Annotated in this window: 19 protein-coding genes; 4 read left to right on the top strand and 15 right to left on the bottom strand. The window is 49.2% G+C overall.

The annotated features are described in order from the left end of the window. The first annotated feature begins 13 nt into the window (after nucleotides 1-13). Nucleotides 14-1,381 carry a phosphoglucomutase/phosphomannomutase family protein gene (locus NTZ10_01930; GenBank protein ID MCX5748994.1) on the top strand — a complete coding sequence of 456 codons (1,368 nt, stop codon included), beginning with the start codon at nucleotides 14-16 and terminating at the stop codon, nucleotides 1,379-1,381. Between the two features lie 8 nt (nucleotides 1,382-1,389). Here the strand turns inward: NTZ10_01930 and NTZ10_01925 are convergent, their stop codons facing one another. From NTZ10_01925 to NTZ10_01900, 6 genes are all read right to left on the bottom strand, one after another. Further along, complete coding sequence (locus NTZ10_01925; protein ID MCX5748993.1) at nucleotides 1,390-2,817, bottom strand: peptidylprolyl isomerase; 1,428 nt, start codon at nucleotides 2,815-2,817, stop codon at nucleotides 1,390-1,392. Next, nucleotides 2,818-3,699 carry a permease-like cell division protein FtsX gene (gene ftsX / locus NTZ10_01920; GenBank protein ID MCX5748992.1) on the bottom strand — a complete coding sequence of 294 codons (882 nt, stop codon included), beginning with the start codon at nucleotides 3,697-3,699 and terminating at the stop codon, nucleotides 2,818-2,820. Further along, nucleotides 3,689-4,375: a cell division ATP-binding protein FtsE gene (gene ftsE, locus NTZ10_01915; protein MCX5748991.1), complete on the bottom strand. Its 687-nt coding sequence runs from the start codon at nucleotides 4,373-4,375 to the stop codon at nucleotides 3,689-3,691. Before ftsE ends, ftsX begins: the two co-directional genes overlap by 11 nt. Then, nucleotides 4,372-5,637: a serine hydroxymethyltransferase gene (locus NTZ10_01910; GenBank protein ID MCX5748990.1), complete on the bottom strand. Its 1,266-nt coding sequence runs from the start codon at nucleotides 5,635-5,637 to the stop codon at nucleotides 4,372-4,374. The genes ftsE and NTZ10_01910 overlap by 4 nt, the downstream gene beginning before the upstream one ends. A gap of 51 nt (nucleotides 5,638-5,688) precedes the next feature. Further along, nucleotides 5,689-7,602: a carboxypeptidase regulatory-like domain-containing protein gene (locus NTZ10_01905; protein ID MCX5748989.1), complete on the bottom strand. Its 1,914-nt coding sequence runs from the start codon at nucleotides 7,600-7,602 to the stop codon at nucleotides 5,689-5,691. Nucleotides 7,603-7,726: 124 nt separating this feature from the next. Further along, complete coding sequence (locus NTZ10_01900) at nucleotides 7,727-8,887, bottom strand: VWA domain-containing protein (protein ID MCX5748988.1); 1,161 nt, start codon at nucleotides 8,885-8,887, stop codon at nucleotides 7,727-7,729. Nucleotides 8,888-9,003: 116 nt separating this feature from the next. On the opposite strand from NTZ10_01900, the gene NTZ10_01895 reads away from it, so the two are divergent. Together NTZ10_01895 and NTZ10_01890 are read left to right on the top strand one after the other, a co-directional pair. Beyond that, nucleotides 9,004-9,276 carry a YgiT-type zinc finger protein gene (locus tag NTZ10_01895; GenBank protein MCX5748987.1) on the top strand — a complete coding sequence of 91 codons (273 nt, stop codon included), beginning with the start codon at nucleotides 9,004-9,006 and terminating at the stop codon, nucleotides 9,274-9,276. 44 nt (nucleotides 9,277-9,320) lie between these two features. After that, complete coding sequence (locus tag NTZ10_01890; protein MCX5748986.1) at nucleotides 9,321-10,481, top strand: GuaB3 family IMP dehydrogenase-related protein; 1,161 nt, start codon at nucleotides 9,321-9,323, stop codon at nucleotides 10,479-10,481. Nucleotides 10,482-10,502: 21 nt separating this feature from the next. Here NTZ10_01890 and NTZ10_01885 read toward each other — a convergent pair whose 3' ends face one another. After that, nucleotides 10,503-11,102 carry a hypothetical protein gene (locus NTZ10_01885; GenBank protein ID MCX5748985.1) on the bottom strand — a complete coding sequence of 200 codons (600 nt, stop codon included), beginning with the start codon at nucleotides 11,100-11,102 and terminating at the stop codon, nucleotides 10,503-10,505. Nucleotides 11,103-11,294: 192 nt separating this feature from the next. Here NTZ10_01885 and guaA point away from each other — a divergent pair, with 192 nt between their 5' ends. Continuing rightward, nucleotides 11,295-12,842, top strand: coding sequence for a glutamine-hydrolyzing GMP synthase (gene guaA / locus NTZ10_01880; protein ID MCX5748984.1), 1,548 nt, complete (start codon nucleotides 11,295-11,297; stop codon nucleotides 12,840-12,842). 11 nt (nucleotides 12,843-12,853) lie between these two features. On the opposite strand, the gene mltG is transcribed toward guaA, so the two are convergent. The 8 genes from mltG to NTZ10_01840 form a co-directional block, all read right to left on the bottom strand. Continuing rightward, entirely contained in the window at nucleotides 12,854-13,963 is a 1,110-nt protein-coding gene (gene mltG, locus NTZ10_01875) for an endolytic transglycosylase MltG (GenBank protein MCX5748983.1), read from the bottom strand. Further along, nucleotides 13,956-14,381, bottom strand: a complete 426-nt coding sequence (gene ruvX / locus NTZ10_01870) for a Holliday junction resolvase RuvX (GenBank protein ID MCX5748982.1) — start codon at nucleotides 14,379-14,381, stop codon at nucleotides 13,956-13,958. The genes mltG and ruvX overlap by 8 nt, the downstream gene beginning before the upstream one ends. Next, nucleotides 14,362-16,866, bottom strand: a complete 2,505-nt coding sequence (gene alaS / locus NTZ10_01865; GenBank protein MCX5748981.1) for an alanine--tRNA ligase — start codon at nucleotides 16,864-16,866, stop codon at nucleotides 14,362-14,364. Before alaS ends, ruvX begins: the two co-directional genes overlap by 20 nt. 69 nt (nucleotides 16,867-16,935) lie before the next feature. Then, nucleotides 16,936-19,515 (bottom strand): hypothetical protein, encoded by a 2,580-nt coding sequence (locus NTZ10_01860; protein ID MCX5748980.1) that lies wholly within the window; start codon nucleotides 19,513-19,515, stop codon nucleotides 16,936-16,938. Nucleotides 19,516-19,801: 286 nt separating this feature from the next. Next, nucleotides 19,802-20,452 carry a dTMP kinase gene (gene tmk, locus NTZ10_01855; protein ID MCX5748979.1) on the bottom strand — a complete coding sequence of 217 codons (651 nt, stop codon included), beginning with the start codon at nucleotides 20,450-20,452 and terminating at the stop codon, nucleotides 19,802-19,804. A gap of 8 nt (nucleotides 20,453-20,460) precedes the next feature. Then, nucleotides 20,461-21,663, bottom strand: a complete 1,203-nt coding sequence (locus NTZ10_01850) for a hypothetical protein (protein MCX5748978.1) — start codon at nucleotides 21,661-21,663, stop codon at nucleotides 20,461-20,463. 298 nt (nucleotides 21,664-21,961) lie between these two features. Beyond that, entirely contained in the window at nucleotides 21,962-23,299 is a 1,338-nt protein-coding gene (gene dnaB, locus NTZ10_01845; protein MCX5748977.1) for a replicative DNA helicase, read from the bottom strand. Nucleotides 23,300-23,305: 6 nt separating this feature from the next. Beyond that, complete coding sequence (locus NTZ10_01840) at nucleotides 23,306-23,533, bottom strand: transcriptional coactivator p15/PC4 family protein (GenBank protein ID MCX5748976.1); 228 nt, start codon at nucleotides 23,531-23,533, stop codon at nucleotides 23,306-23,308. Nucleotides 23,534-23,566: the final 33 nt, after the last annotated feature.

Here is a 23,566-nt window from a genome sequence, read left to right as displayed (position 1 = left end):
GAGGGTTTTATATATGATCAAATTCGGGACTGACGGGTGGAGAGCGCGCATTGCCGAGGACTTCACCTTTCAGAACGTAAAGACCGTTGCTGAAGCCTTTTCACTCTTTGTCGGAAAAGCGTCCGCTCCCGTCGTGATCGGCTACGACAACAGGTTCCTTTCGGAACATTTCGCGGGATTGTCCGCGGAAACAGTGGTTTCTAACGGGATAGACGTGCTCCTGGCCGAAAGCTCCTGCCCTACCCCTGCTGTTTCTTTTTTCGTAAAAAAATATTCGAGCCCCGCGGGGATAATGATAACGGCCAGCCATAACCCTTTTGACTGGAACGGTTTCAAGGTCAAAGGCAGCTTTGCTGGATCAGCAACACCTGAGATGACAAAAAGAATCGAAGCGCTTCTCGATAAAGCATCACCAAAAAACACGCCCGCGGGGAAAATAAAGACCTTTGATCCGAAAAAAGATTATCTTGAAAGCGTATCTAAGATGGTGGATCTCGACCTTATATCGGGATCGGGCGTAAGAGTCGTAGTTGATTGTCTTTTCGGCAGCGGCTCCGGATATCTTAAGACCGTCCTGAAAGACCTCATCAAGATAGAAGAGATCAATGACCGCCGCGACCCTCTTTTCGGAGGCGTGAACCCCGAGCCCATCACACCTAACCTGAAAGCCCTCATTGATAAATGCGGAAGGGAAAAAGTCGTCGGCCTCGCGCTTGACGGTGACGCGGACCGTATAGGAGCTGTGGGTTCGGACGGGGTCTTCATCAATACGCACCAGGTATTTGCCCTGCTGCTCCATCATCTTGTAAAGAACAAAAAGATGGCCGGGTCGGTCGTCAAGACTTTCAACGTCACTCATCTTATCGACGAGATGTGCGAAAAATACGGGCTAAGATTGTACGTGAGGCCGATCGGTTTTAAACACGTTTGCGATCTCATGCTGAAGGAGGACATCCTTATCGGCGGGGAAGAAAGCGGCGGTTTCGGGATCAAAGGGCACATCCCCGAAAGGGACGGCATTCTATGCGCGCTCCTGTTGATCGAGCTTATGGCCGCCGAAAAAAAGAACCTTGAAGAAATACTGGCCGATATCTCAAAAGAATTTCACCGGTATTATTACGACAGGGTGGACATCCGCATAGACGATCAAAAGAAAAATGCCGTGATGGAAAAATTATCAAAAGCCCCTCCTAAAGAGATGGCAAGTCTCAAAGTAAAGGACATCCGGGACATGGACGGGATAAAATTGATATTTGAAGACGGAAGCTGGGTATTACTAAGAGCTTCCGGCACGGAACCTCTGCTCCGTATATATTGCGAGGCTACCCGGAAAGAAGATGTTGAAAGGCTCTTAAAAGAAGCCTGCGATCTGGCGAAATAGCGCCGGGATCATTTTATTTCGGTCTCGGAAGTCCCCGTTCCCATCTTTTTCTTTATCTCTTCCTCGAATTTTTCTTTCTCTTTTATTTTTTCAAGTTTCCCGTTCTCTTCCGAAAGAAGGGTTTTCATCTTCAATTCTTTGAACGATGCCGCCAGGTCTTCACGGATCTTTCTGTTTTCGCCCGCGAGAACGGAAGCTTTCTGGAACTCCGACAGCGCTTCTGCCGCCATCGCTTCTGCGGTTTTTCCGGACGACGTTCTTGAAGTATTAAGGCATGCCTTCCCGATATAGAGATGGGCGTACGGATCGGGCCCCGCCAGGTTCGCGGCCTTTCCGAATTCCTCCGATGCCGATGAGCTATTCCCCATCTGGACCAGCATGTTGCCGAAAAATAGATGCGGGTACGGGCTCTGAGGTTCAGCCTCCGCGGCTTTTTTGAACTCCATCACCGCGCCAGACTGGTCGTTCTTAAGCATCATGTTAAAAGCATTTAAAAGATAGTTCTTTATTTCGATCCGGGACTTTTCTTTGCGTCCCTCAAGCCATTCCTTGAAAAGCCTGTCTTTTTTTTCCGCCAGGATCTTTTCTTTGTCCGCTCCCTTGACAAGCCTTGATTCATCCATCTTGATGATATGATATCCGAACTGCGTCTTTACCGGCTGCGACACTTCTCCCGGCTTCAGCGCAAAGACCGCCGTATCGAACTCTTTGACCATCGCGCCTTTTTTAAAAAATCCGAGGTCCCCTCCTTTTTTCGCGTTCCCGGGGTCCTGCGAATATTCCTTAGCAAGGGCGTTAAAATCCTTGCCTGACTTTGCCTGCGCCAATACCGACTCAGCCTGTTTCAGCGCTTCATCCCACGATTTTTTTGACCCGTCGGCCGGCCTTATCAGGATATGTTGCGCTCTTACCTCTCTCATATCGTCCGGCGACACCGAGACCTCTCCGTTCATCTTTGCCACAAAACGCTGGACGATTATCTCGTCCTTTATCATCCGGCGGAGATCGTCCAGCGAAAAACCCTGGGACCTCAATATGTTCTGGAAAGTCTTAAGGTCTGGGATCTTGTTTGAATACATTATATCCGTCACTGCCTTGTCGATCTCTTCCCCTCCTATCCTGGACTGTCCTTCCCCGGCCTGCAAAATAACGGTGAAATCAATGAGCTGCGCGAGGGCTACGTTCTGCATATAAAGCATAGCCATAGGGTCGCGGCTTCCTTTTGTCTGCGCCGCCATCAGGCGGCCGACCATCTGGTTGAAACGGAATATGTCCACCTGCCTGCCGTTCACAGTGGCGAGCCCTTCATTTGTCGCGCGCTGGACAGGACCTCCTTTCAACCCTTTATACCCCAAGCCGTAGAACATCGTCGCCGCGAATATTACCGCTATCGTTATCATTATCGCCTTCATCTTTTCCCTGAAAAATTTCAGCATTTACATTGTCTCCTTTAGTAATGAATTTACGGAAATATATCCTCCCAGAGCCCCGAGCAGCACTCCCGTGACCGATACCGCGCCGTATATCAGAAAAAGTTCCGTCTTTGAGGTGACCAGCGGTATGAACGGCAGGGCTTTCATGATCTGCATCGCGACAAGGTCATACGAGAACTTTAATATGATGAACGAGAGCGCCGCGCCTATCACGCCTATCAGTATTCCCTCGATAATGAAAGGCCACTTGATAAAATTGTTGGTCGCGCCTACCAGTTTCATTATCGCTATATCGGTCTGCCTTGCTATCACCGTAAGCCTTATCGTGTTCACCACGATAAGAAGGGTCGCCAGTATCAGCAGGGCGACAAGTATCAGCCCTCCCAGTCTTACTGCGTCAAGCAGCGTCTGGAAGCGGTCGGCTAATCTGCCGGAATATCTCACCTCGTCGATATCGGGCACGTTGGATATCTTTTTTGCCACCGCCGTCACAAGCTGCGGCTTTTTCACTTTGATGACAAAAGCGTTGGGCAGGGGGTTGTCTTTTACGATCTCCTCAAGTTCGAGCCGCCCCTCAAAATCTCTTTTAAAATCGCTCCAGGCTTCGTCCTTTGAAATATATCTTACGCTTTGGACCCCTTCGATCTTTGTCAGCTGGAGCATATAAGTGCTGGCGGTATAGTCGTCTATTGGTTTGTCGACATAAGCCACGATCTCCATCTTGGACCCGACAGAGTCGATGATATGCCCAAGGTTGAACATCACCAGAAGGAACGCGCCAAGGACGACCAGTGACACGGTTATGGTCGCCAGCGATATCACGCTCATGATCCCGCTCCTGCGGAAACCGTTCCACGCTTCCCTTAAAAAGAACTCAAAGGACATTGCTGTAGCCCCCCAGCTGCTGGTCCCTTATGATGCGGCCGCTCTCGAGCGCGACCACTCTTTTTCTCATGCCGTCCACGATGGATTTGTTATGCGTCGCGACTATTACCGTGGTGCTGCGCTTGTTTATCTTTTCAAGGAGATGGATGATCTCCCAGGACGTGGCAGGGTCAAGGTTCCCTGTCGGCTCATCTGCCAACAGCAGCGGAGGATTGTTGACTATCGCCCGCGCGATGCAGACCCTCTGCTGCTCTCCGCCCGACAGCTCGCCCGGAAAACTTCTTGCTTTTTTCAGCAGGCCGACCAGATCAAGCGCCTGCGTCACCTGCCTTCTGATATAAGTGCGCGAAGCTCCCAGCACCTGAAGGGCGAACGCCACGTTCTCATATACCGTCCTTAAAGGAAGAAGTTTGTAATCCTGAAAAACTACGCCGATGTTACGCCGCAGGAACGGGATCTGGTTCTTTTTGATATCAGCGATGTTGAGCCTGTCCACGATCACCTGGCCGCTGTTGGGAAGTTCCTCCCTGTAGAGCATTTTTAAAAGTGTGGATTTGCCCGAACCTGTGGGGCCCACTATAAAAACAAATTCTTCTTTCCCTATGCTGAGGTCCACGCCGGAGAGCGCTTCGACCCCGTTAGGGTATATCTTTGAGACGCCGCTGAGGACTATCAAGCTTCAAAAGCTCCTTTTTCATATAGGGGGAACCTTTCGCACAAGGCTGCCACTTCTTCTTTTACCTGTTTTTTTACATTTTCATTGTCCGCGTCAGAAAGTATCCTTGAGAACAGGACAGCGATCTCTTCCATCTGCTGTTCTTTGAGGCCCCTGGTCGTCAGCGCCGGGACCCCCACCCTGATCCCGCTCGTTATGAAAGGGGATTGTGTTTCATAAGGGATCGTGTTCTTGTTGACCGTTATCCCGACATCGTCCAGGATCTTTTCCGCGGCTTTTCCCGTAAGCCCTTTGTTTGTAAGGTCTACAAGTATCAGATGCGTATCGGTGCCGCCGGAAACAAGCCTGAATCCGTTCTTGATCATAGCTTTTTCCAGAGCTTTCGCGTTCTTTATGATCTGTTCCTGATAGGTTTTGAACTGCGGCAGCATCGCTTCTTTGAAAGCAACGGCCTTGGCCGCTATCACGTGCATCAAAGGCCCGCCCTGTATCCCCGGGAACACCGCTTTGTCTACCTGCTTCGCATATTCTTCCCTGCAAAGTATCAGGCCGCCGCGGGGGCCTCTCAGCGTCTTGTGCGTGGTCGATGTTACCACATGGCTGTGCGGGACCGGAGACGGATGCAGGCCTGCGATAACAAGTCCTGCGATATGAGCAATATCTACCATAAGATAAGCGCCCGCTTCCCGTGCTATTTCTCCCAGTCTTTTAAAATCTATTGTCCTCGGATATGCGGTCGCTCCCGCGACGATCATCTTAGGCTTATGTACTTTCGCAAGTTCCGATATCTGGTCGTAATCCATAAGTTCATCTTCTTTCCTGACGCCATACGGAATGAAATTGAAAAGTATTCCGGATATATTTACCGGACTGCCGTGGGTGAGGTGGCCGCCGTGAGACAAGTTAAGGCCTAAAACTGTATCCCCGGGTTTTAAGAATGCCATATAGGCAGCGGTGTTCGCCTGTGAACCCGAATGTGCCTGGACGTTCGCGTGCTGGGAACCAAAAAGCTTCTTCGCACGGTCTATCGCCAGGTTTTCCGCAGTATCGACACACTCGCATCCGCCGTAATATCTTTTGCCAGGATAGCCTTCCGCGTATTTATTTGTAAGGCACGAGCCCGTCGCCTCCATCACCGCCCTGCTGGTAAAATTCTCCGACGCGATCATCTCGAGCTTGTTCCTCTGTCTGTCGAGTTCCGCGTCCAAAGCCGAAGCCACCTCGGGATCGGTCAGCCTTAAATTATCAATGCCGAAATGCATGGAAAATTTCCTCCTGATAGAAAGATTATAACATAAAGGGAAATACGGCCCCTATTTCCTCACTGCCGTCGACATCCTCTCCGCAGTCACCGACACGTCATCGATGAACCAGCCCCTGAAACCGTTATATTTATTGTCTTTCGCGTCGAACGAAAAACGTATCTGAACGTCATTGCCGACATAAGGGGTCAGGTCTAATTCATGCTTTACCCAGACACCTTCCTTATTGAATCCGCCCGATGAATACGGAAGATATTCCTGTTTGCCGGCCTGATCGATCACCGGATTTAGCGTCGCGAGATCGCTCCAGTTGGCGCCGCCGTCCGTCGATATCATTATCTTCATCACGTCAAATCCGGAAGCGCAGTGCATCGATTCCACTTCCCACCAGGTCCAGAAAGAAAGCTTACCCGACTCGTATCCCGCAAGGCTTATAGTTGGTGATGTAAGGTCTCCCTGATACCTTGCGGCGGAAGTTCCTCCTGACAACGCCGTATCGGGCGGGACCGTCAGCTGTTCTCCCATAAAGGAGCCCTTGTCAGCCTCGCCGAACCAGTACGAATAACTCCCGCTGTAAGCAAGAGGTATCGCCCCGCCGTTCTTTTCATAATCGGGAAGAGTGACATAAACAGGAGCATATATGTCCTTGACCGCGGCAGAATTAGCGGTCCTGTTCCACAAACATTTTGGCGAATATACATAAGAGATAGACTTAACCCATTCTTTGTCCGTCTCAAAATCATCAAAGAACGTCGATACTGTCGTCACGTCGATAGAAAAATTGAGCGTGGTGCCCGCACCGGCAGTGACCGTTGCGGAAGACGTCTTTTTTAGATACCCATTTGCGTAGACCGTCACACTGACCGAACCCGGAGATATGTCAGTCACTGTAAAAAGACCTGAAGAATCCGTGTACGCGGTCTTTCCCGAGACCGTTATCCTTGCGCCTGATATCCCCGCTGAAGTCGAAGAGCTGATCACCTGTCCTGTTATCGTACCGTAAAGCGGCGCGGTCGGAGAAAGCACTATGTCCGGCGCGTAAACGAGGCTGCCGGCTTTTACCGTCACTGATGCGGTATTTGCGTTGTAACCCGCAGCGTAAGCATTTATCGTCAGGGTGCCTTCGGGCATATTTGAGAGAGTGTAATTTCCGCTCGGATCACTGACGGTGATATTTGAAGAATACCAGACGTTCGCTCCAACGATCACCGGGCCTGATGATGAAACAACTCTTCCGTTCACGGTTCCATAACCCGTACCAAGGCTCCTCGCCGCAGCGATCCAGCCAAAATTGCTCAAACCTACTGATATCGTACTGCTTACAGCATCAATTGACCCGCTGTCGATCGCGACCCAGCTCAAAGTTGAAGTGTCGAACCTGAAGAACGGGACCGTCACATCCGACGCCACTTCGGTCAACAGGGGTATCCTGAGCGTCACTTTTTTTTCTAAAGAGATGTCCACGGGCGTTATATAGACAAGATAGATGAATTTATATCCGCTCGGTGGCGCCGGCGCAGCCGACAGGTCGCATTTTGTGACCGTTATAATCTGCGTGGATTTCAGCGCGTTCTCGGGTATGGTTATTTTAACGGTACCGTCCGCATTAGTAACATCACCGCCGCCGCTTCCAACATCCGTGGATTTGCCGTCTTTTTTGGAAAGGACCATGGCCGGCGCGTAGTTCGTCTCAAGAGCGCCGACATTTATCTGCTTCGTCTGGGAGATATATCCCGCCGCGGATGCAGATATTGTCTGCAGTCCGGTCTTTACTCCGGTTAAATTATAGCTGCCGCTTGATCCGGTGGTCCCCGAGACCCCTGCTATAGTCACCGTCGCTCCCGGGATCGCTGCAGCAGAAGTGTCAGTCACAAAACCCGTGACCGTAGCGTTGGATATGACGGTCTCACCGCAACCGGACAATAATAATGAACCTATAAAAAGAAGAGACAGGATCTTTTTCATCACCATTAAGTTTATTATTGATAACGGGTGTTGTCAAGAAAAAAAAGAGCCGAACCGCTTGGGTTCGGGCTCAGAAAAAGAGGCCCCAATTTCTCAGGGCCTCTTTAATAAGACGGGAGAACATTTAGTTATGTCCGGGTCTCCATCTCTTTGAAGGATCAACTACTGCGCCTTCAGGCTTGCCGGACGTGCTAACCGTCAAGGTAAGCAATCCGTCAATATCCCATATCCCGTCTTTATTTTTATCGATCAAGACATGTATGTACAAGGTCGTGCCTACAGTATAGCTGAATGTGACCGTGTATCCTTTTGTGACAGACGTTGATATGCCAAGCGCTGTAAGGTCTACATTGCCGCTTGATGGCAGTCCCATCCACTTTCCGCCGGTCCCAACATAAGTAGTCCCTGCGGCATCTCTGCCTTTTACAGTTCCATATGTCGCGGTCGTTATAGTCGGGGTCCAGCCGCATCCGTCAGCCAACCATCTTATATCCGCAGTTCCGGTATCATATCCAGGCGAAGGATAAGCATTGCTGTCCTCTGTCGGACTGACCGTGTATACAACGGCATTTCCCGAAAGCGATGTCTGCACGCCCGCAAGCGTCCTTGTTGTATAGTCCGGACCATCACCCTTTTGATGCGCGCACGCGTCCGTCAATACGATGAACACTTTTTGCGCGCCTGCCCTCCATGTATAGTTGTTATACGCATACATGATGGAATCAAGCGGGTTTTCCGGTCCGTCGCCTCCGCCGCTCGCTGTGACAGTCGCCAGGAAAGTCTGGACCTGGGTTGATGACGCCGGCAAAGCTATATTCATCTGTTCAGACGGAGTATCACCAAAAGCTACAACACCGAACTTCACATCTGCACCCGCGGCATCAAGAGTCGACGCAAAAGCCACAATGCTGTTTTTGCATCCGGTAATTGTCCTGCCCATGCTGCCTGTCCTGTCCAGGATAAATACCATGTCAATCTTGCTGGTGGTTGTCGAAGTCACTGTCGGGGTGACCTCTGTATATTTAGTTACATCGGTCCCTGTCCCGACATAGATCTTGAAGTTCGCCGCCGTTAACCCGGAAAGCGCTTCACCGCTCACGATGATGGAGCCCAGGTTAAGGGTTACCGTGCCTCCGGAAACAGTAGCCGCTCCTGATACTACAGCTTCAGGTGACGTGACCATGCCCGGCGCAAGATTAATATTGATCGTGTTATTACAACCTGTGATCACTGTCGCTGACAACAAAACAATACCTGTCAATAAGAAAAGAAAATTCTTTTTCATTAATAGTCACCCCCTTCCAGATTAGATTTTCTATTTCAGACTGAAGACAATTTTATCTTTAATGCGGTGTTCTTGTCAAGAGCCTTTTGTTAATGTATAATAATTTTCAAAGATAAATGAAACTCGACAACACTGACGATTCCTTTAGCGATCTAAATCCCGGTCAATGCAGCGCCTGCGGGGGGAAGCTTTACTTTGACAAGGTCAGCCTTGACCATTACGAGAATGAAAAACTTTACGTGATCGAGGACGTGCCGGCTTTCATCTGCGAGGAGTGCGGTGAAGTATGGATACCAAAACCCGTCGTCGATGAGCTCGAAAAGATGATAGCCATGTATGTGGAAAAAGAGCTGTCCGGAAAACCGCCGAAAGATATGATGAACGGCTGAACGATCCGGACCAATGCGGAGTGATCTGATAGAAAGGACAAACAATGGAACTAGAGCTGGGAAAAGGAAGAAAAACAAGGAGGGTTTACGGGTTTGACGAGATAGCGCTGGTACCGTCGCTTTCTACCGTTGAGACCGATGAAGTGGATATTTCCGTGACGATCGCCGGAGTGAAACTTGAGCTGCCTATAATCGCATCCGCCATGGATTCCGTCATCGACCCGAACACGGCCGCCTTGATGAGCAGTTGCGGCGGCATGGGAGTCCTTAACATCCAGGGCATACAGACAAGATATGAAGACGCGGACAATGTCCTTGACCGCATTGCCCTTGCCCCGCGCGAAGAATATGTCCCTTTGATGCAGAAGATCTACCTTGAAGAAGTAAAACCGGAACTGATAACAAAAAGAATAAAACAGATAAAAGATAGAAAAGCGGTCGCGGCCGTCTCTGTCACGCCGCAGAAAGCCATGGAATACGGGCATATTGCGGAAAAAGCGGGAGCCGATATTTTAGTGGTTCAGGCGACTGTCGTTTCCACTCTTCATAAAACAAAGCTCTTTAAGCCGCTTGACCTGTCGGAACTTTGCAAGTCGGTCAGGATCCCTGTTATAGTCGGGAACTGCGTGACATACGAAGTCGCGCTTAAACTTATGGAGACCGGAGTTTCTGCCGTACTGGTCGGAATAGGCCCCGGTGCTGCCTGCACTTCACGCGGAGTCCTGGGGATCGGAATACCTATGGCTACCGCAATCGTTGACTGCGCCTGCGCAAGGGATGATTTTTACAAGAAGACAAAAAAATACGTTTCTATTATCGCTGACGGCGGAATGGTGGTCGGCGGGGACATCTGCAAATCTATCGCGTGCGGAGCTGACGCTGTGATGATCGGATCGCCCCTTGCAAAATCCAAAGAAGCTCCCGGAAAAGGTTTTCACTGGGGCATGGCCACTCCGAATTCGGTGCTTCCGCGCGGGACAAGGATAAAAGTCGGGACTATCGGTTCATTAAAAGAAATACTTCTCGGCCCCGCGAAATTCGATGACGGCTCAGAGAACTTTGTGGGAGCCTTAAAGACTTCGATGGGCACTCTCGGCGCCTCGAACATCAAAGAGATGCAGTCCGTAGATATCGTCATCGCACCGTCAAATTTAACAGAAGGAAAAGTCTTCCAGAAAGCACAGCAGCTCGGGATGTATAAGTAGAGCCGTCCTCGGTTTTAGCCTCTATTCATCAACAGGAGTTTTTAATGAAAGTACTAGGGGCCACCAGCCCTCGCCCGCATCATAATTTGATGAATCTGATCCGTCCTTTGTGTTACTAATTACTCCAAACTGAAATACTGCAACTAGGATCCCGTGGCCGTCCGGAGGATCAAGTGTATCAAGACGATAGAGATGTTCATATAATGGCTCTCTACGAACCTGGAGACCATCTTGCGGATGGTCAAAAAAGGCAGCCGCAGTTCTTCCGTAAAGAATGTCTGAAAACTCAACTGCACTTCCCGGAAGCACGGCAAAATTATTCGGCCGAAACAATGACGGGAGAATACGGCCCTGTGTGTCAGTTGAAATCTTTAAATCAAAGCGTAGTCCTGTTAAAGCTTGAGGGATTGCATAAAATTTACTTATTTTTTCCGGAGATACATCCCCTGCAAGACGGTCATGTTGCGGACGTAAACATCCAGTGGCGGATATTTCACTTTGTATCCATTGCGGAGCTCTGCTAGATATCGCTCTTGGGATAGGCAGTCTCACACCAAAAGCCTGCACCATCTGCGGACGAAATCTCGTTGATAATTCTGCCGGTGAAATTAATTTCGCCATTTCAGCCTCCTTGTATTCAAATAATTCTCTTGCTTTACAAGCTCAAGAGATTTAGCCTTAAATCTTCTTAATTATCTATCGTCATTTTTTTTGCGAAATTTCACACAATTTTATAGTATTTTTATATGCGCGGAGCATAACATTCATTTTGAGTCGGTTGATAGTTTTCATTCTGTAATGTAAAATCAATATATGAAAAAGCATGACCTCATCGTCGTCCTTGATTTCGGCGCCCAGTACAGCATGCTCATCGCACGGCGCGTCAGGGAATGCAATGTCTATTCCGAGGTCCTCCCCTACTCCACGACTCTCGGGGAATTAAAGAAAAAAGAAGTCAAAGGGATAATACTTTCCGGCGGGCCCAGCAGCGTTTATGAAAAAGACGCCCCGAAACTTGATCCCGGGATACTGACAAGCGGGATCCCGATACTCGGGATATGCTACGGCATGCAGCTTATGGCAAAAGAACTCGGAGGGAGCGTAAAAGAGTCCGCGGTGAGGGAATACGGCAAAACACCGCTCAACATCGACGACCACACGAACCTTTTCGCGGGGATCCCTCTACAGATAAACTGCTGGATGAGCCACGGCGACAGCGTTGAAAAAGCTCCTCCCGGGTTCAAGATAATGGCGCATTCACAGAACACGCCTGCCGCGGCGATAGGAAATATAGAAAAGAAACTATATGCCGTCCAGTTCCATCCCGAAGTGGTCCATACCGAATACGGGGACGATATAATAAAGAATTTTGTCTTTATCATCTGCAACAGCCAGGCCACATGGACCACCAAATCTTTTATCGAACGCCAGACCGAAAAAATAAAAACTATGGTTGGAAAAGACAAAATTCTCTGCGCGCTTTCAGGCGGCGTCGATTCTACGACCGTCGCCGTCCTCGTGCACCGCGCGGTTGGAGATCAGCTGACCTGCATGTTCATCGACCAGGGCTTCATGAGAAAGGACGAGGCGAAAAAGATCGCTGTCATGTTCGAGAAGAATTTTAAAATAAACATTATATATGTGGACGCTTCGGAGCATTTCTATTCCAAGCTTAAAGGCGTAACCGACCCGGAGCAAAAACGGCACATAATCGGGAACGAGTTCATCCACACTTTCGAGGAAGAAGCGATAAAACTGGGCACGATACCTTTTCTCGCCCAGGGAACTCTTTATCCTGATGTCATAGAAAGCGCCGTGCCGGGAAAAAATAAATCGGCGGCCAGGATAAAAACGCATCACAACGTGGGCGGCCTCCCGAAAAAGATGAAGTTCAAGCTGATCGAACCCCTGCGGAAACTTTTCAAGGACGAGGTAAGGGCTCTCGGAAGAGAATTGGAGATATCCGAAGAAATAATCTCAAGACAGCCTTTCCCCGGTCCGGGCCTGGCCATCAGGATAATCGGCGAGGTCACAAAAGAAAGGGTGAAGATCCTGCAGGATGTGGATGATATAGTCGTCACCGAAGTAAAAAAAGCCGGCTATTACACAAAACTCTGGCAGTCTTTTGCCGTACTGCTTCCCATAAGGACCGTCGGGGTCATGGGAGATAAAAGGACATATCTGAACACGATAGCGATACGCGCGGTGACCTCGAACGACGCAATGACCGCGGACTGGGCCAAACTGCCTTATGAGCTTCTTGAGACGATCTCGAGCCGCATCATCAACGAATCGCCCCAGATAAACCGCGTCGTGTACGACATCTCCTCAAAACCGCCTTCGACTATCGAGTGGGAGTAACTGACCGATAACTACCTTGCCTTCAGGTCCCTTATTTTTCTGTATTTTGCGACCGCTTTCGCGTGGCCGGCCCAGTCAGGCGAAAAAGTGTGCGTACCGTTGCCGTTTGACACAAAATATATGAAATTGGTCCTTGCCGGATAGATCGTTGCCAGTATGGATTTCAGGCCGGGGTTGCAGATGGGGCCCGGAGGCAGGCCTTTGTTTATATAAGTATTGTACGGCGACCTGACCTTGAGGTCCTCATAAGTAATTATCTTTTTCGGCCTTTCAAGGGCGTATTTTACCGTGGGATCGGCCCTCAACGGCATTCCGTTCTCGAGGCGGTTCAAAAAAACCGAGGCGATGATCGGCCTTTCCCAGTCGACCTGCGCTTCTTTTTCGACTATCGAAGCTATCGTCAGCACCTCGTGAAGAGAATATCTTTTGATACCCGAAGTGTTCCAGACAGGCATCACTACTTTTACAAAACGGTCGAGCATTAATTCGACCAAAGCGTCCACCGTCATCCTGTCCGGGACAAAATACGTGTCGGGGAAAAGATAGCCTTCAAGGGACTTTGTCTTTGGATTGGCAAGGAACGGATATCTTGATCTTAAATTTTCGGAAATGCCGTCGAAATAGAGCGAATCGATGCTCCCGTCCATCATGATACCTTTTTTTTCGATCGTCCTCGCGATCTTGTATATCGAAGAGCCTTCGGGTATCGTCAATTTTGCCGGCCCGAACACCGTCCTTCCCTCGTTCAGATCGGTAAGGATATTAAGTACCGTCATGCTCGGGCTGAAAAAATACGTGCCCGCCTTCAGCCGCGAATCGAGCCTGATCATTTTTGCCGAAAAGTCGAACGCCGCGGTATTATCTATTATCCCGCTCAAATACAGCAAACTGCCTATCTCCCTTGTGGTAAATGTATTCGGGACAGTGACTTTGATAAGCTTGTTGTCCAAAGGGTCTTTTGAAAGGAAAAGAGTCCCCGACAGGAAAACGGCGACCGCCATAATGGCCACAAAAACGAGCCCGATCAATATGAATTTATTTTTTTTCAAATATCCCGAGGTCCTTTTCACGGTTGATCTTACCGCGTCGATAAAAAAGATCTTTTTCCCTGTTTCATTCATCGGTTTTTCTTTCCCGTTTTTTCGAGTCCATATAACTTTGGAGCATATAGGCTGCCGCTATTTTATCTATGACCATTTTTCTCTGCGAGCGCCGCATATCGGCCCCGATAAGCATCTTTTGCGCTGCCGCGGTCGATAGCCGCTCGTCATAAGTCATGACCGGTATTCTTATCTTGCCTTTCAGTTTCTTCACAAAGTCAATGACTTTCTCCGCGGAGAGGCCCATGCTTCCGTCAAGAGCTTTAGGCAGCCCGACGACTATTTCGCCGGCCTCATAATCCTCAGCCAGCTTTTTGATATTATCGAACAATTTTGCGTCATTGGCAATGACAGTCACCGGCAGGGCCGTCGTGCCCAGAGGATCTGACAAGGCGATGCCGATCCTTTTTGTGCCGTGATCAACCGCCAGTATTCTCATCGATAATCCTTTTTAATACGTTCCTGATCTCGGGAGCCTTTGAGACCTCTTTTCCGCCGGCCTCAGCTATATCGGCTTTGCCGCCGCCCCTGCCGCCCACGACAGAAGCAAGTTGTTTTACGATATTGCCGGCATGAAAACCCGCCGTTTGAAGCTCGGCTGACACGGAAACTATGATAGAAACTTTATCCGCGGATACCGAGACTATAAGGCAGACGCATTTTTTGAGCCTTTTGGAAACCAGTGCAGCAGCGTCCTTTAATGCGGACGGTTTAAAGTCTTTAAATTCCTGATAGACATATTTTATGCCTCTGATGTCCTGGCCGCCGCTTATCATGGGATCGATCATCGAGAGTGCTTTGTTTTTTTGCTTCTCTTCGTCTTCTTTTTCCTTTGCTCTTGCCGCATCCCGCCCGCTCGCTCTCGCATCTTCCTGTTCTTTCTGCTTCAAATACTGCTCAGCAGCGGCCCCTGACACCGCCTCTATGCGCCTCATCCCGTGAGCTATCGCGCCTTCCTTTACGATCTTGAAAAGCCCGATCTCTGAAGTGTTCTTCACGTGCGTCCCCCCGCACAATTCTTTGCTGATATCACCGATCTTTATCATCCTGACTTTTTCCCCGTATTTTGCCTCGAACAAAGCAAGAGCTCCGCTTTTTCTTGCCTCCTCTATGGTCGTGATAACTGTTTCCACGGGGATAGAACTTTTTACCGCGTTATTTACAAAATCTTCCACTGACTTCAGCTCTTCATCCTTCAGCGCTTCAGCGCTGTTAAAATCAAACCTGAACCTGCCGGAAGTAACAAATGAACCGCTCTGTTTTACGTTCTCTCCCAAAACTTTTCTGAGAGCACTGTGGAGAAGATGCGTCGATGTATGATGCCCGGAGATCAAAGCCCTGACCTCCTTGTCCACTTCGGACTTTATCTTTTCGCCCGTATGGGGGATGATGTCACCGCCGGCCTGATGAAGGATGACCCCTTCCGCCGTCTTGACCAGCCTTTTGACCTCGGTCCTGTTCCTTTCTATGATCAGCCAGCCTTTATCGCTGTCCTGTCCGCCGCTTTCCACATAGAACGGAGACCTGTCGAGGATGATAAATCCGCCGGTGACACCGAGAACCTTCGCTTCGCTCTCGAGAGTATCATATCCGGTAAACTCGGTAGCAGGATAACCCTTGACCTGCGGGACCGGTCCCAGCGCGTATATTTTCGAAGAACTCTCCCTGCTTCTCGTTTTTTGCTTTTCCATCTCGATGCTGAACCCGCTCGCATCGAGGCCGAAACCCCTTTCAACGGCTATTTCTTTTGTCAGTTCATAAGGGAAACCGAAAGTATCATACAATTTGAATATATCTTTTCCTTCAACGACACCCGAAGAAGACCGCGACAGGATATTTTCAAGAAGCGAGATGCCCTGCTCCATCGTCTTTCCGAACCCTTCCTCCTCGGTTTGAATGACCTTCGCTATCTGAGCGCTCTTCTCCGCAAGGTCCTTATAAAAAACGCCTCCGAGCTCGGTCACGATGCCCGATAGTTTATAAAGGAATTGTTCTTTTATCCCGAGCTTTTTCCCGTGCAATATCGCTCTTCTTATTATCCTTCTGAGCACATAATTACGCCCCTCGTTCCCGGGAAGAAGCCCGTCCCCTATCAGATATACCGCTGCTCTCGCGTGGTCCGATATTATCCTGAGCGATACGATCTGCGGATCTACATGGTATTCTTTTATCTTTTCAATGATCGGGATGAACAGGTCGGTGTCAAAATTTGAACCGGCGCCCTGAAGCACTGATGTTATTCTTTCAAGGCCCATCCCTGTGTCGATGTTCTTTTTAGGCAAAGGCGTGAGCTTTCCGCTCTCATCCCTGTTGAATTCCATGAAGACCAGGTTCCATATTTCGAGGAACCTGCCGCATTCGCAGCCCGGACCGCATTCTTTTTTCCCGCATCCGGACTTTTCTCCCAGGTCGTAATATATTTCACTGCACGGCCCGCAGGGCCCTGTCGGCCCGGCCGCCCAGAAATTATTGTCCTCCCCCAGCCTGACAAGCCGCTTTCCCGCCTGTCCGGCGGTCTTTTCCCATATCTTTACGGACTCATCATCATCCTCGAACACGGCAATGTGAAGCCTTTTGGGATCGATACTGAACTCTTTTGTTATCAACTCCCAGGCGAACGCGATCGCGTCGTCTTTAAAATAATCGCCGAAAGAAAAGTTGCCGAGCATCTCAAAAAAAGTGTGGTGGCGCGCTGTGTGGCCGACATTTTCGATATCATTTGTTCTCACGCATTTCTGCACCGTCGCGGCCCTCGGAACGGCCGGCCTTTCAAGCCCGAGAAATACCGGCTTGAATTGCAGCATCCCGGCAAGCGTCAGAAGGACCGTGGGGTCCTTGGGGATAAGCGAAGAACCCGGAAGTATTGAATGGCCTTTATCCTCGAAATATTTTAGGAATTTACTGCGGATATCAGCTGATTTCATAGACACATTTTAACATAATTAAGAAAAGTCTTGCCATTAAGCGGATGAGCGAGAGGAACACTTCTTTTGTTATCTTTTCTTTATCTTCTTTATCACTCTGTAAAACCTCATCATCGCATCCAGCGTCACAAGTCCTGTCAGGACCGATAACAGAATTACCGTTATCCCGCTGCTCCCGCCGTTATCCCCGTGCTTATTGTCCCCTTTTCCTCCCGGCCCCAGAACCCCCGCTGTCTTCCTCTCTTTTTTAGAGGACGATATCCCGCCCTTAAGCACCAGGATCTTCAGCTTGCCGATCACGTTCCCCGTGTTAGTTTCGGCTATCCTCACAAGATATACATCATTATCCAGCATCGACCCGAATGCATTTATGCCGTTCCACGTCGTCTCGTTGTATCCTGCCGTTCCGCCTCTTTGCCCGCTTAAGCAGCTCTGCTTGAAAATGAACCTCCCGTTTATGTCAAATACATATATCGTCACGTCCGCGTCAAGAGCAAGATTGTATCCGAACTTTATCTCCCCTTTCAGCGGATCATAAGGGTTCGGGTATGCCAGCGACGCTCCCACCGTCGCGCTGTCGCTCATAACTTTCAGGCTGCTTACTTCCTTTTCGTACAGCGTCCCGTCCTCCGTGACGATCGATACCTTTATTGTGTGCGTTCCCACCGCCAGGGGGTTCTTTATCGTGTACTCTATCGTCGCAACTCCGCTCTCCTGCGCGATACTGTCGTAATATAAAAGAGTCCCGTCAGTCACCGCTATCCCGTCTATGTAGAACCTTATCGTGCCCGTGTCTACGGTCAAGCCGCTATTTATCATTATCGTTATCTTCGCCAATTTGCTTATAATATCTCCTTCTATGAGACCCAGACTCGCCGTCTTCAACAGGTCCGGCGCCAGCTTTCCCGCTGTATACTGCGTCCCCAAAGATATCCAGCCTGTCTCGGGCCAGTCAGCACTTCTTGCTTTTACCCTGAAAGAGTATTGCGTTGAAGTTATAAGCCCTGTTGATGTCCAGCTCGTCGATGTTATCCAGCCGCTGTTTGTACCTTTTGTCGTGTTCTCGCAGTAATATTCTGTCGTGGCCGGATTTCCATTCGCTCCCCAGTTCGCTGTTATCTCCGTCGTTGTTATCCCGCTAAAGGCTTTGGCTGTTGGCAGGTGTCCCGCGCTCGCTGCGGCTGATAATATGGTCTCAACCCCGTTCGCGTTCTTTGCCTTTACCTTAAAACTGTATGTTGTGTCCGGCGATAAGTTTTTATAGGTCCACCCTGTTGTTGAAGTGCTCCAATATACCGTTGCTGATATTGTCCCGTCCGCCTGCAGCCAGTTGCTCCCGTTATCCGTTGAAACCGCGTAATTTGTTCCAGCCGGATTACCGTTGGCATTAACCGCTATCACACAGTTATAGCCATTTACCGAGTCATAGCTGGCTGTTGCTGTGCTTATTTCGGGTGTCGCCGCAAGAGAACATATAGTTATAGTTTCTGAAGTTACTGCATCTCCGACATTATATGTTTGTATTTTTCTTGAATATAACGTATTTGGCAGTAATCCTGACTCGGTCGTTGCTCTGGCATTTCCGGAAACTTCCACCTTGGTAAGGTCTGATCCGTCCAATATTCTGAACCCATCATTTAAAGCGCATGAGTTTGTCCAGCTGTAATTGATCTGTGTAGTTGAAGAGGGTGTTCCGGTAAAATTCTCTGATTTGTATGTGATGTTATAGACGAGGACACAATTTCCGTTGGCAGCAGCGAACAGCCTTTTCCCATCAGTAGATAAACCACGGACATAACTGCAGGAATCCCTTGACAAATCACGGATACTGCCGGAGGTAAAATCGGGCTGACCTATGACATAATCCGCGGAAGCACCGTTTGCGGTAGGAATATTGTTATAGACAAGTATACGGAAGTTGTTCATATCGGCGATGAAGAGCCTCTTACCGTCGGAACAAACGGTCCTCGGGCCCGATATTGTATCGGCCCCGCAGGCACTTCTGCCCTGATTGGCCGAATTAGAGGTAAAGTTGGTCTGGCCTATCACAACATCCGCAGAAGCATTATTAGTTGTAGGTATAGAATTCCATATCAAGACGCGGTTATTGCCCCTGTCGGTAATTATAAGTTTGCTGCCGTCAGACCATACACCACTAGGAGACCCGGTGCTTAAAGAGAGCGTATTGGCGCCAGGCCCTCCTCCCTGATTTGACGATAATGATGCGAAATTGGTTTGCCCGACTACAACATCACAGTCCGTGTGGCCTGTTGTGGGTAAATAGTTCCAGATGAGGACCCGGCTTCCGTTAAAATCAAGCACATATAGGTGCGTTCCGTCGAAGTACATGTGGTAGGGAGTGGCTGAGTTGGCGCCGGCGTTAGTGGGTGGTAAGAACTGCACATCCGGCGGTTGCGCTTCTTGTGTCGGGATACTGTTATAGATATCAAGTCTTTGTGAGTAATACCTTCCCGTTATCAGGCGGGTTCCGTCCGACCAGACACCATTATATACTGTAATGTGAAGTTGAAAATCCGCATACGCGTTGTTGGATGTAGGTATGGCATTGAATATAAGTATGCGGGCATTGACACAATCGGCAACATATAATGACCTGCCGTCTGTACACACATCATATGGGGTGCTCATTTGGTTCAAACCATTTCCCGCTGTCCAAGTTGAGAAATCGGGTTGTCCTATAATAATATTCGCGTTCATGCCGTTTTGCAGCTCAGCGTTCGAAACGGTTGAAATTAGCAATAGAATTACAAACAAAAGAAATACGGTTGTTTTGTTCTTTATTATTTTACCCACTTTATTTCTCATATATAGATTATATATCCGTTATATATTAGCCTATCATCTTTTCAAGCTGAATAATATTACGATGATGGATTGGATGGCCTATTAAAATTGAACAGTACCGTGAGTGTGATTAAATATTTAATATCTCTTTTGCAATCTTCATTATCTCTTCCTGAACTTTACTGATATCCTGCTTTTCCGCATCTATGACCTTGATCCTTTCCGGATCGTTCCTTGCTATCTCAAGGTACATGTTCCTGACATCATTATGAAAAGCGATCTTCTCTTTTTCGAACCTGTCCACCTTCTTCACGGGCCCCTTTTCCCTGGCGGATGCCGCTATCGCTCTAGGGACCCCGACCATCGGAGATACATCAAGCAAGAACGTGAGGTCCGGCATCAGGCCTCCGCTGGAGACCGCGTTTATATACCGCACAAGTTCTTCGGGAAGTTTTCTTCCGCCTATCTGGTAAGCGACCGTCGAATCAATAAATCTGTCGCATATCACAATGGCACCGTCATCAAGCGCCGGTTTTATCACCTGAGAAACATGCTGGGCCCTGTCAGCGGCGAACAGGAACAGTTCCGCGTTCCGGGCCAGCGGCTCTTCAAAACCAAGAAGGACTTTTCTAATATCTCGTCCCAGTTTTGTCCCGCCCGGTTCAAGGGACAGGACGGCCCTTTTCCCGAGACTTTTCAGATATTTCTCCAGCATCTTCGCGTGAGTGCTTTTACCGCAGCCTTCCGTGCCTTCGAACGTGATCAGATATCCCTTTTTCATTTTTCCTCCTAGTCTAACAGCTCGACCCCGAGGGAGAACTCGCCTCTTGCTGTCCTCCACAGGGCTTTCAGATCAAAGCAGTGGAGCCCTATAGTCGCATTATAATCTATATCGCGGACCGAAAAAACCGGAGTATTGTAAGAAACGTTCACCCCGAAAGACATCTTTGCGAACCTTAGATTTCCGGACACGTGAACATCATCGTACGGGAAGAACCTGTAGTTCTCCCATCTGAAAGGGCTTCCTCCTGTGTTGACAAAGAAATGCGAATAGCCCGCCCCCGCATCAAAAATGTCCGAGAACCTTTTTACGACATCTATCCTGCCGAGGACCTTCGCCCAACTGCCTGAAGAATCATATCCTGTATATGAGAGATCAAGTCCCGGCTTCAGGTCCGCCGTCTCCCCAAGAGGCTGGATATAATCAAGCGATGTAGCCGCGTATGCACGAAAGACATCGATCCCGGTACTTTCTTCGGAAACAGAACCAAGGGAGAACTCGGCCTTGGGCATGAAATTAATAAATGGGAAAGGAATGTCCACGTATTTTAACGTGATCATGGGGAGCATCGTCAGTCTTTCGTAGTTCGTCCTTTCCCTGTAGGAAAGCAACACGTCCAGTTCATATTTCTTTCGCGGAGGGACCTGGAATACCTGATATAGCATTGACCTCGTTTTTTCACTCTGGACATCGTCGCCGAAATAAAAAGCATGTGTCAAACCTCCGTACCACTTGTCTGTGTGGTTGTCATAGATCCGGACACTGCCTTCATTGTTGTTGTTCAGTACATAATTGCTCTCAAAACCTCCGCCGAGGCCTTTATTAGTCGCATATTGTATGGAAAGGAGACCATAACTGTAACTGGACAACCGCCAGACTACCTCCTCGTTAATATAAGTGCCGTCGGTCGGGTTCGTGCCGATGTCAGGCAGGGGCGCGGGATTCTTTTTTCCGTAGATCCCGCCTATCAACCCTGTGTCGAACACGTATGTCGGCACTGGAAAAACAGGGATGTTATTTATATACATCAAGCCCATGTTCTCAACGATCCAGCCGGATTTTGGATAAAGGGTCATCGAAGACGCTGTTATTTTATAGTGAGGCACGGGAAGGTCGCAGGAAGAAAAGCTCGAATTTTTTAAGTATATTTCCTGAGGGTCGATGCTGACGGTCTCCCCGCTTATCCATGTATGCCCCATGGAAATATACACGCTCTCTGCGGTACCCTTTTCGTCTTTGACAAAATAATCCAGCTTCCCGCCGTTAAGACAGACATTCTGCCTTGTCAGGGAAAACCCGTCATCCGCAGCCAGTCTTGCCGGTCCGGAATAATATATGATATGGGGAGCTTTTATGACCGTATTCTTATATTCCGCCTCGACACTCCCTCTCGCCTCTATGATGCCTTTTTCCTTCTGATAAGAGATCGAGTCAGCTTTGATCTAAGATATTATTATCAGAAAAAAGAAAGTGAAAAAAATGAACGGCCGCGCCTGCACGGCATGACCGTTACTGCGGAGTGGATTCATAAGGGCTTTTGCTCTCGAATTTAGTGAACTCCTTGCGGAAAACAAGCTCGATGCTGCCCGTGGGACCGTTCCTCTGCTTGGCGATTATTATTTCAGCGATGTTGCCTTTATCTGAAGAAGGGTTGTAGTAATCCTCCCTGTGGATGAACATCACGATATCGGCCACCTGCTCGATCTCGCCGGATTCTCTCAGGTCGGAAAGCCTTGGCATCCTGTCCTGGCGCTGTTCGATCGCCCTTGAAAGCTGGGAAAGCGCAAGTACAGGCACATCAAGCTCCCTGGCAAGCGTCTTCAGCGACCTTGCCACTTCGGATATCTCCTGCACGCGGTTATCCGACCGGCCGCGTGTCTGCATCAGCTGGAGAAAATCGACTATCACAAGTCCTATCCCGTGCTCGATCTTCAGCCTTCTTGCTTTTGCCCTCATCTCCATTGCCGAAAGAAGGGGCGAGTCGTCGATGAATATCGGCGCTTCGGATACTCTTCCGATCGCCTTGGTCAGTCTTTTCCATCCGGTGTCTGACAGGGTGGCTGTCTTCAGTTTTGATGACTCTATCTCCCCCTCGGAACATAAAAGCCTTGTGACGAGCTGTTCTTTTGACATCTCCAGGCTGAAGATCGCGACCGGGATCTTATGCCTTATAGCGATATTCTGAGCTATGTTGAGCGCGAAAGCGGTCTTTCCCACGGACGGCCTTGCGGCCAGGACTATAAGTTCCGAACTTTGGAATCCGGCCGTCAATTTGTCGAGGTCGGGAAAGCCCGAAGGAATACCGGTAAGAGGGAGTTTTTTTTCATACAGCAGGTTTATCCGGTCAAGCACGTTTTTCAGGACTTTGTCGACCTTGAAAAATCCCTGCTTGATCTTCTTCATCGCGATGTCAAAGACCGTTTTTTCCGCCTTGTCCAGCACGGAGTTGACATCTACCTGCCCGTCAAAGCAGTCTGAGACTATCTTTGTGCCGGAATCTATCAGGCGCCGCAGGATCGCTTTCTCATCGACTATCCTGGCATAGTATTCGACGTTCGCCGCGGTAGGGACGCTGTTCAGGAGGTCGCTTATATAAACGCTCCCGCCGGCTGCCTCAAGCGAACCGTTCTTTCTGAGCTCGTTGGTGACGGTGACGATATCGGCCGGCTCGCCCCTGTCGAAAAGCGACATTATCGCCTCGCAGACCAGCCTGTGGCCTTCACGGTAAAAACTGTCGGGCTGCAGGATCTCAAATGCTTTTATGATCGCATTCTTGTCAAGCAGCATCGCACCTAAGACCGACTGTTCCGCAGTAAGGTTTTGCGGCGGTAGTCTTTCTTCGCTCATGGATGGTTATTCTTTCGCTTTTTCTAAGAGTTTCAGTACGTTGTCAAGCAGGTCCTTCCTGAACCTGACGCCCTTTTTGGTCGGAAGCCACTCGCGAGGCTCATCAGACGTCTGGTAGTATTCCCTGAGATCGACATACGTATTCCCCCTCCATTCAGAAGTGGTCAAAATGAAGCGGGTATCTTTGTTCTTCTCCACGTATCCGAAATCCTGTAACGGTGTTACATCCGGCATATTTCACCTCCTCAGTTTTTTGAAAATTCTCGC

The sequence above is a fragment of the Candidatus Saganbacteria bacterium genome (genome assembly GCA_026387835.1).
Lineage (GTDB): Bacteria > Margulisbacteria > WOR-1 > JAKLHX01 > JAKLHX01 > JAPLKZ01.
Note: the sequence above shows the minus strand (reverse complement) of the source record. Positions and strands in the feature narration are given on the sequence as shown.

What these genes read in the sequence shown, in the direction of transcription:
- NTZ10_01930 (MCX5748994.1), top strand. Translation starts at nt 14, where the DNA reads ATGATCAAATTCGGGACTGACGGGTGGAGAGCGCGCATTGCCGAGGAC.
- NTZ10_01925 (MCX5748993.1), bottom strand. Translation starts at nt 2,817, where the DNA reads ATGCTGAAATTTTTCAGGGAAAAGATGAAGGCGATAATGATAACGATA.
- ftsX (MCX5748992.1), bottom strand. Translation starts at nt 3,699, where the DNA reads ATGTCCTTTGAGTTCTTTTTAAGGGAAGCGTGGAACGGTTTCCGCAGG.
- NTZ10_01910 (MCX5748990.1), bottom strand. Translation starts at nt 5,637, where the DNA reads ATGCATTTCGGCATTGATAATTTAAGGCTGACCGATCCCGAGGTGGCT.
- NTZ10_01905 (MCX5748989.1), bottom strand. Translation starts at nt 7,602, where the DNA reads ATGAAAAAGATCCTGTCTCTTCTTTTTATAGGTTCATTATTATTGTCC.
- NTZ10_01900 (MCX5748988.1), bottom strand. Translation starts at nt 8,887, where the DNA reads ATGAAAAAGAATTTTCTTTTCTTATTGACAGGTATTGTTTTGTTGTCA.
- NTZ10_01895 (MCX5748987.1), top strand. Translation starts at nt 9,004, where the DNA reads ATGAAACTCGACAACACTGACGATTCCTTTAGCGATCTAAATCCCGGT.
- NTZ10_01890 (MCX5748986.1), top strand. Translation starts at nt 9,321, where the DNA reads ATGGAACTAGAGCTGGGAAAAGGAAGAAAAACAAGGAGGGTTTACGGG.
- NTZ10_01885 (MCX5748985.1), bottom strand. Translation starts at nt 11,102, where the DNA reads ATGGCGAAATTAATTTCACCGGCAGAATTATCAACGAGATTTCGTCCG.
- guaA (MCX5748984.1), top strand. Translation starts at nt 11,295, where the DNA reads ATGAAAAAGCATGACCTCATCGTCGTCCTTGATTTCGGCGCCCAGTAC.
- mltG (MCX5748983.1), bottom strand. Translation starts at nt 13,963, where the DNA reads ATGAATGAAACAGGGAAAAAGATCTTTTTTATCGACGCGGTAAGATCA.
- ruvX (MCX5748982.1), bottom strand. Translation starts at nt 14,381, where the DNA reads ATGAGAATACTGGCGGTTGATCACGGCACAAAAAGGATCGGCATCGCC.
- alaS (MCX5748981.1), bottom strand. Translation starts at nt 16,866, where the DNA reads ATGAAATCAGCTGATATCCGCAGTAAATTCCTAAAATATTTCGAGGAT.
- NTZ10_01860 (MCX5748980.1), bottom strand. Translation starts at nt 19,515, where the DNA reads ATGAGCACCCCATATGATGTGTGTACAGACGGCAGGTCATTATATGTT.
- tmk (MCX5748979.1), bottom strand. Translation starts at nt 20,452, where the DNA reads ATGAAAAAGGGATATCTGATCACGTTCGAAGGCACGGAAGGCTGCGGT.
- dnaB (MCX5748977.1), bottom strand. Translation starts at nt 23,299, where the DNA reads ATGAGCGAAGAAAGACTACCGCCGCAAAACCTTACTGCGGAACAGTCG.
- NTZ10_01840 (MCX5748976.1), bottom strand. Translation starts at nt 23,533, where the DNA reads ATGCCGGATGTAACACCGTTACAGGATTTCGGATACGTGGAGAAGAAC.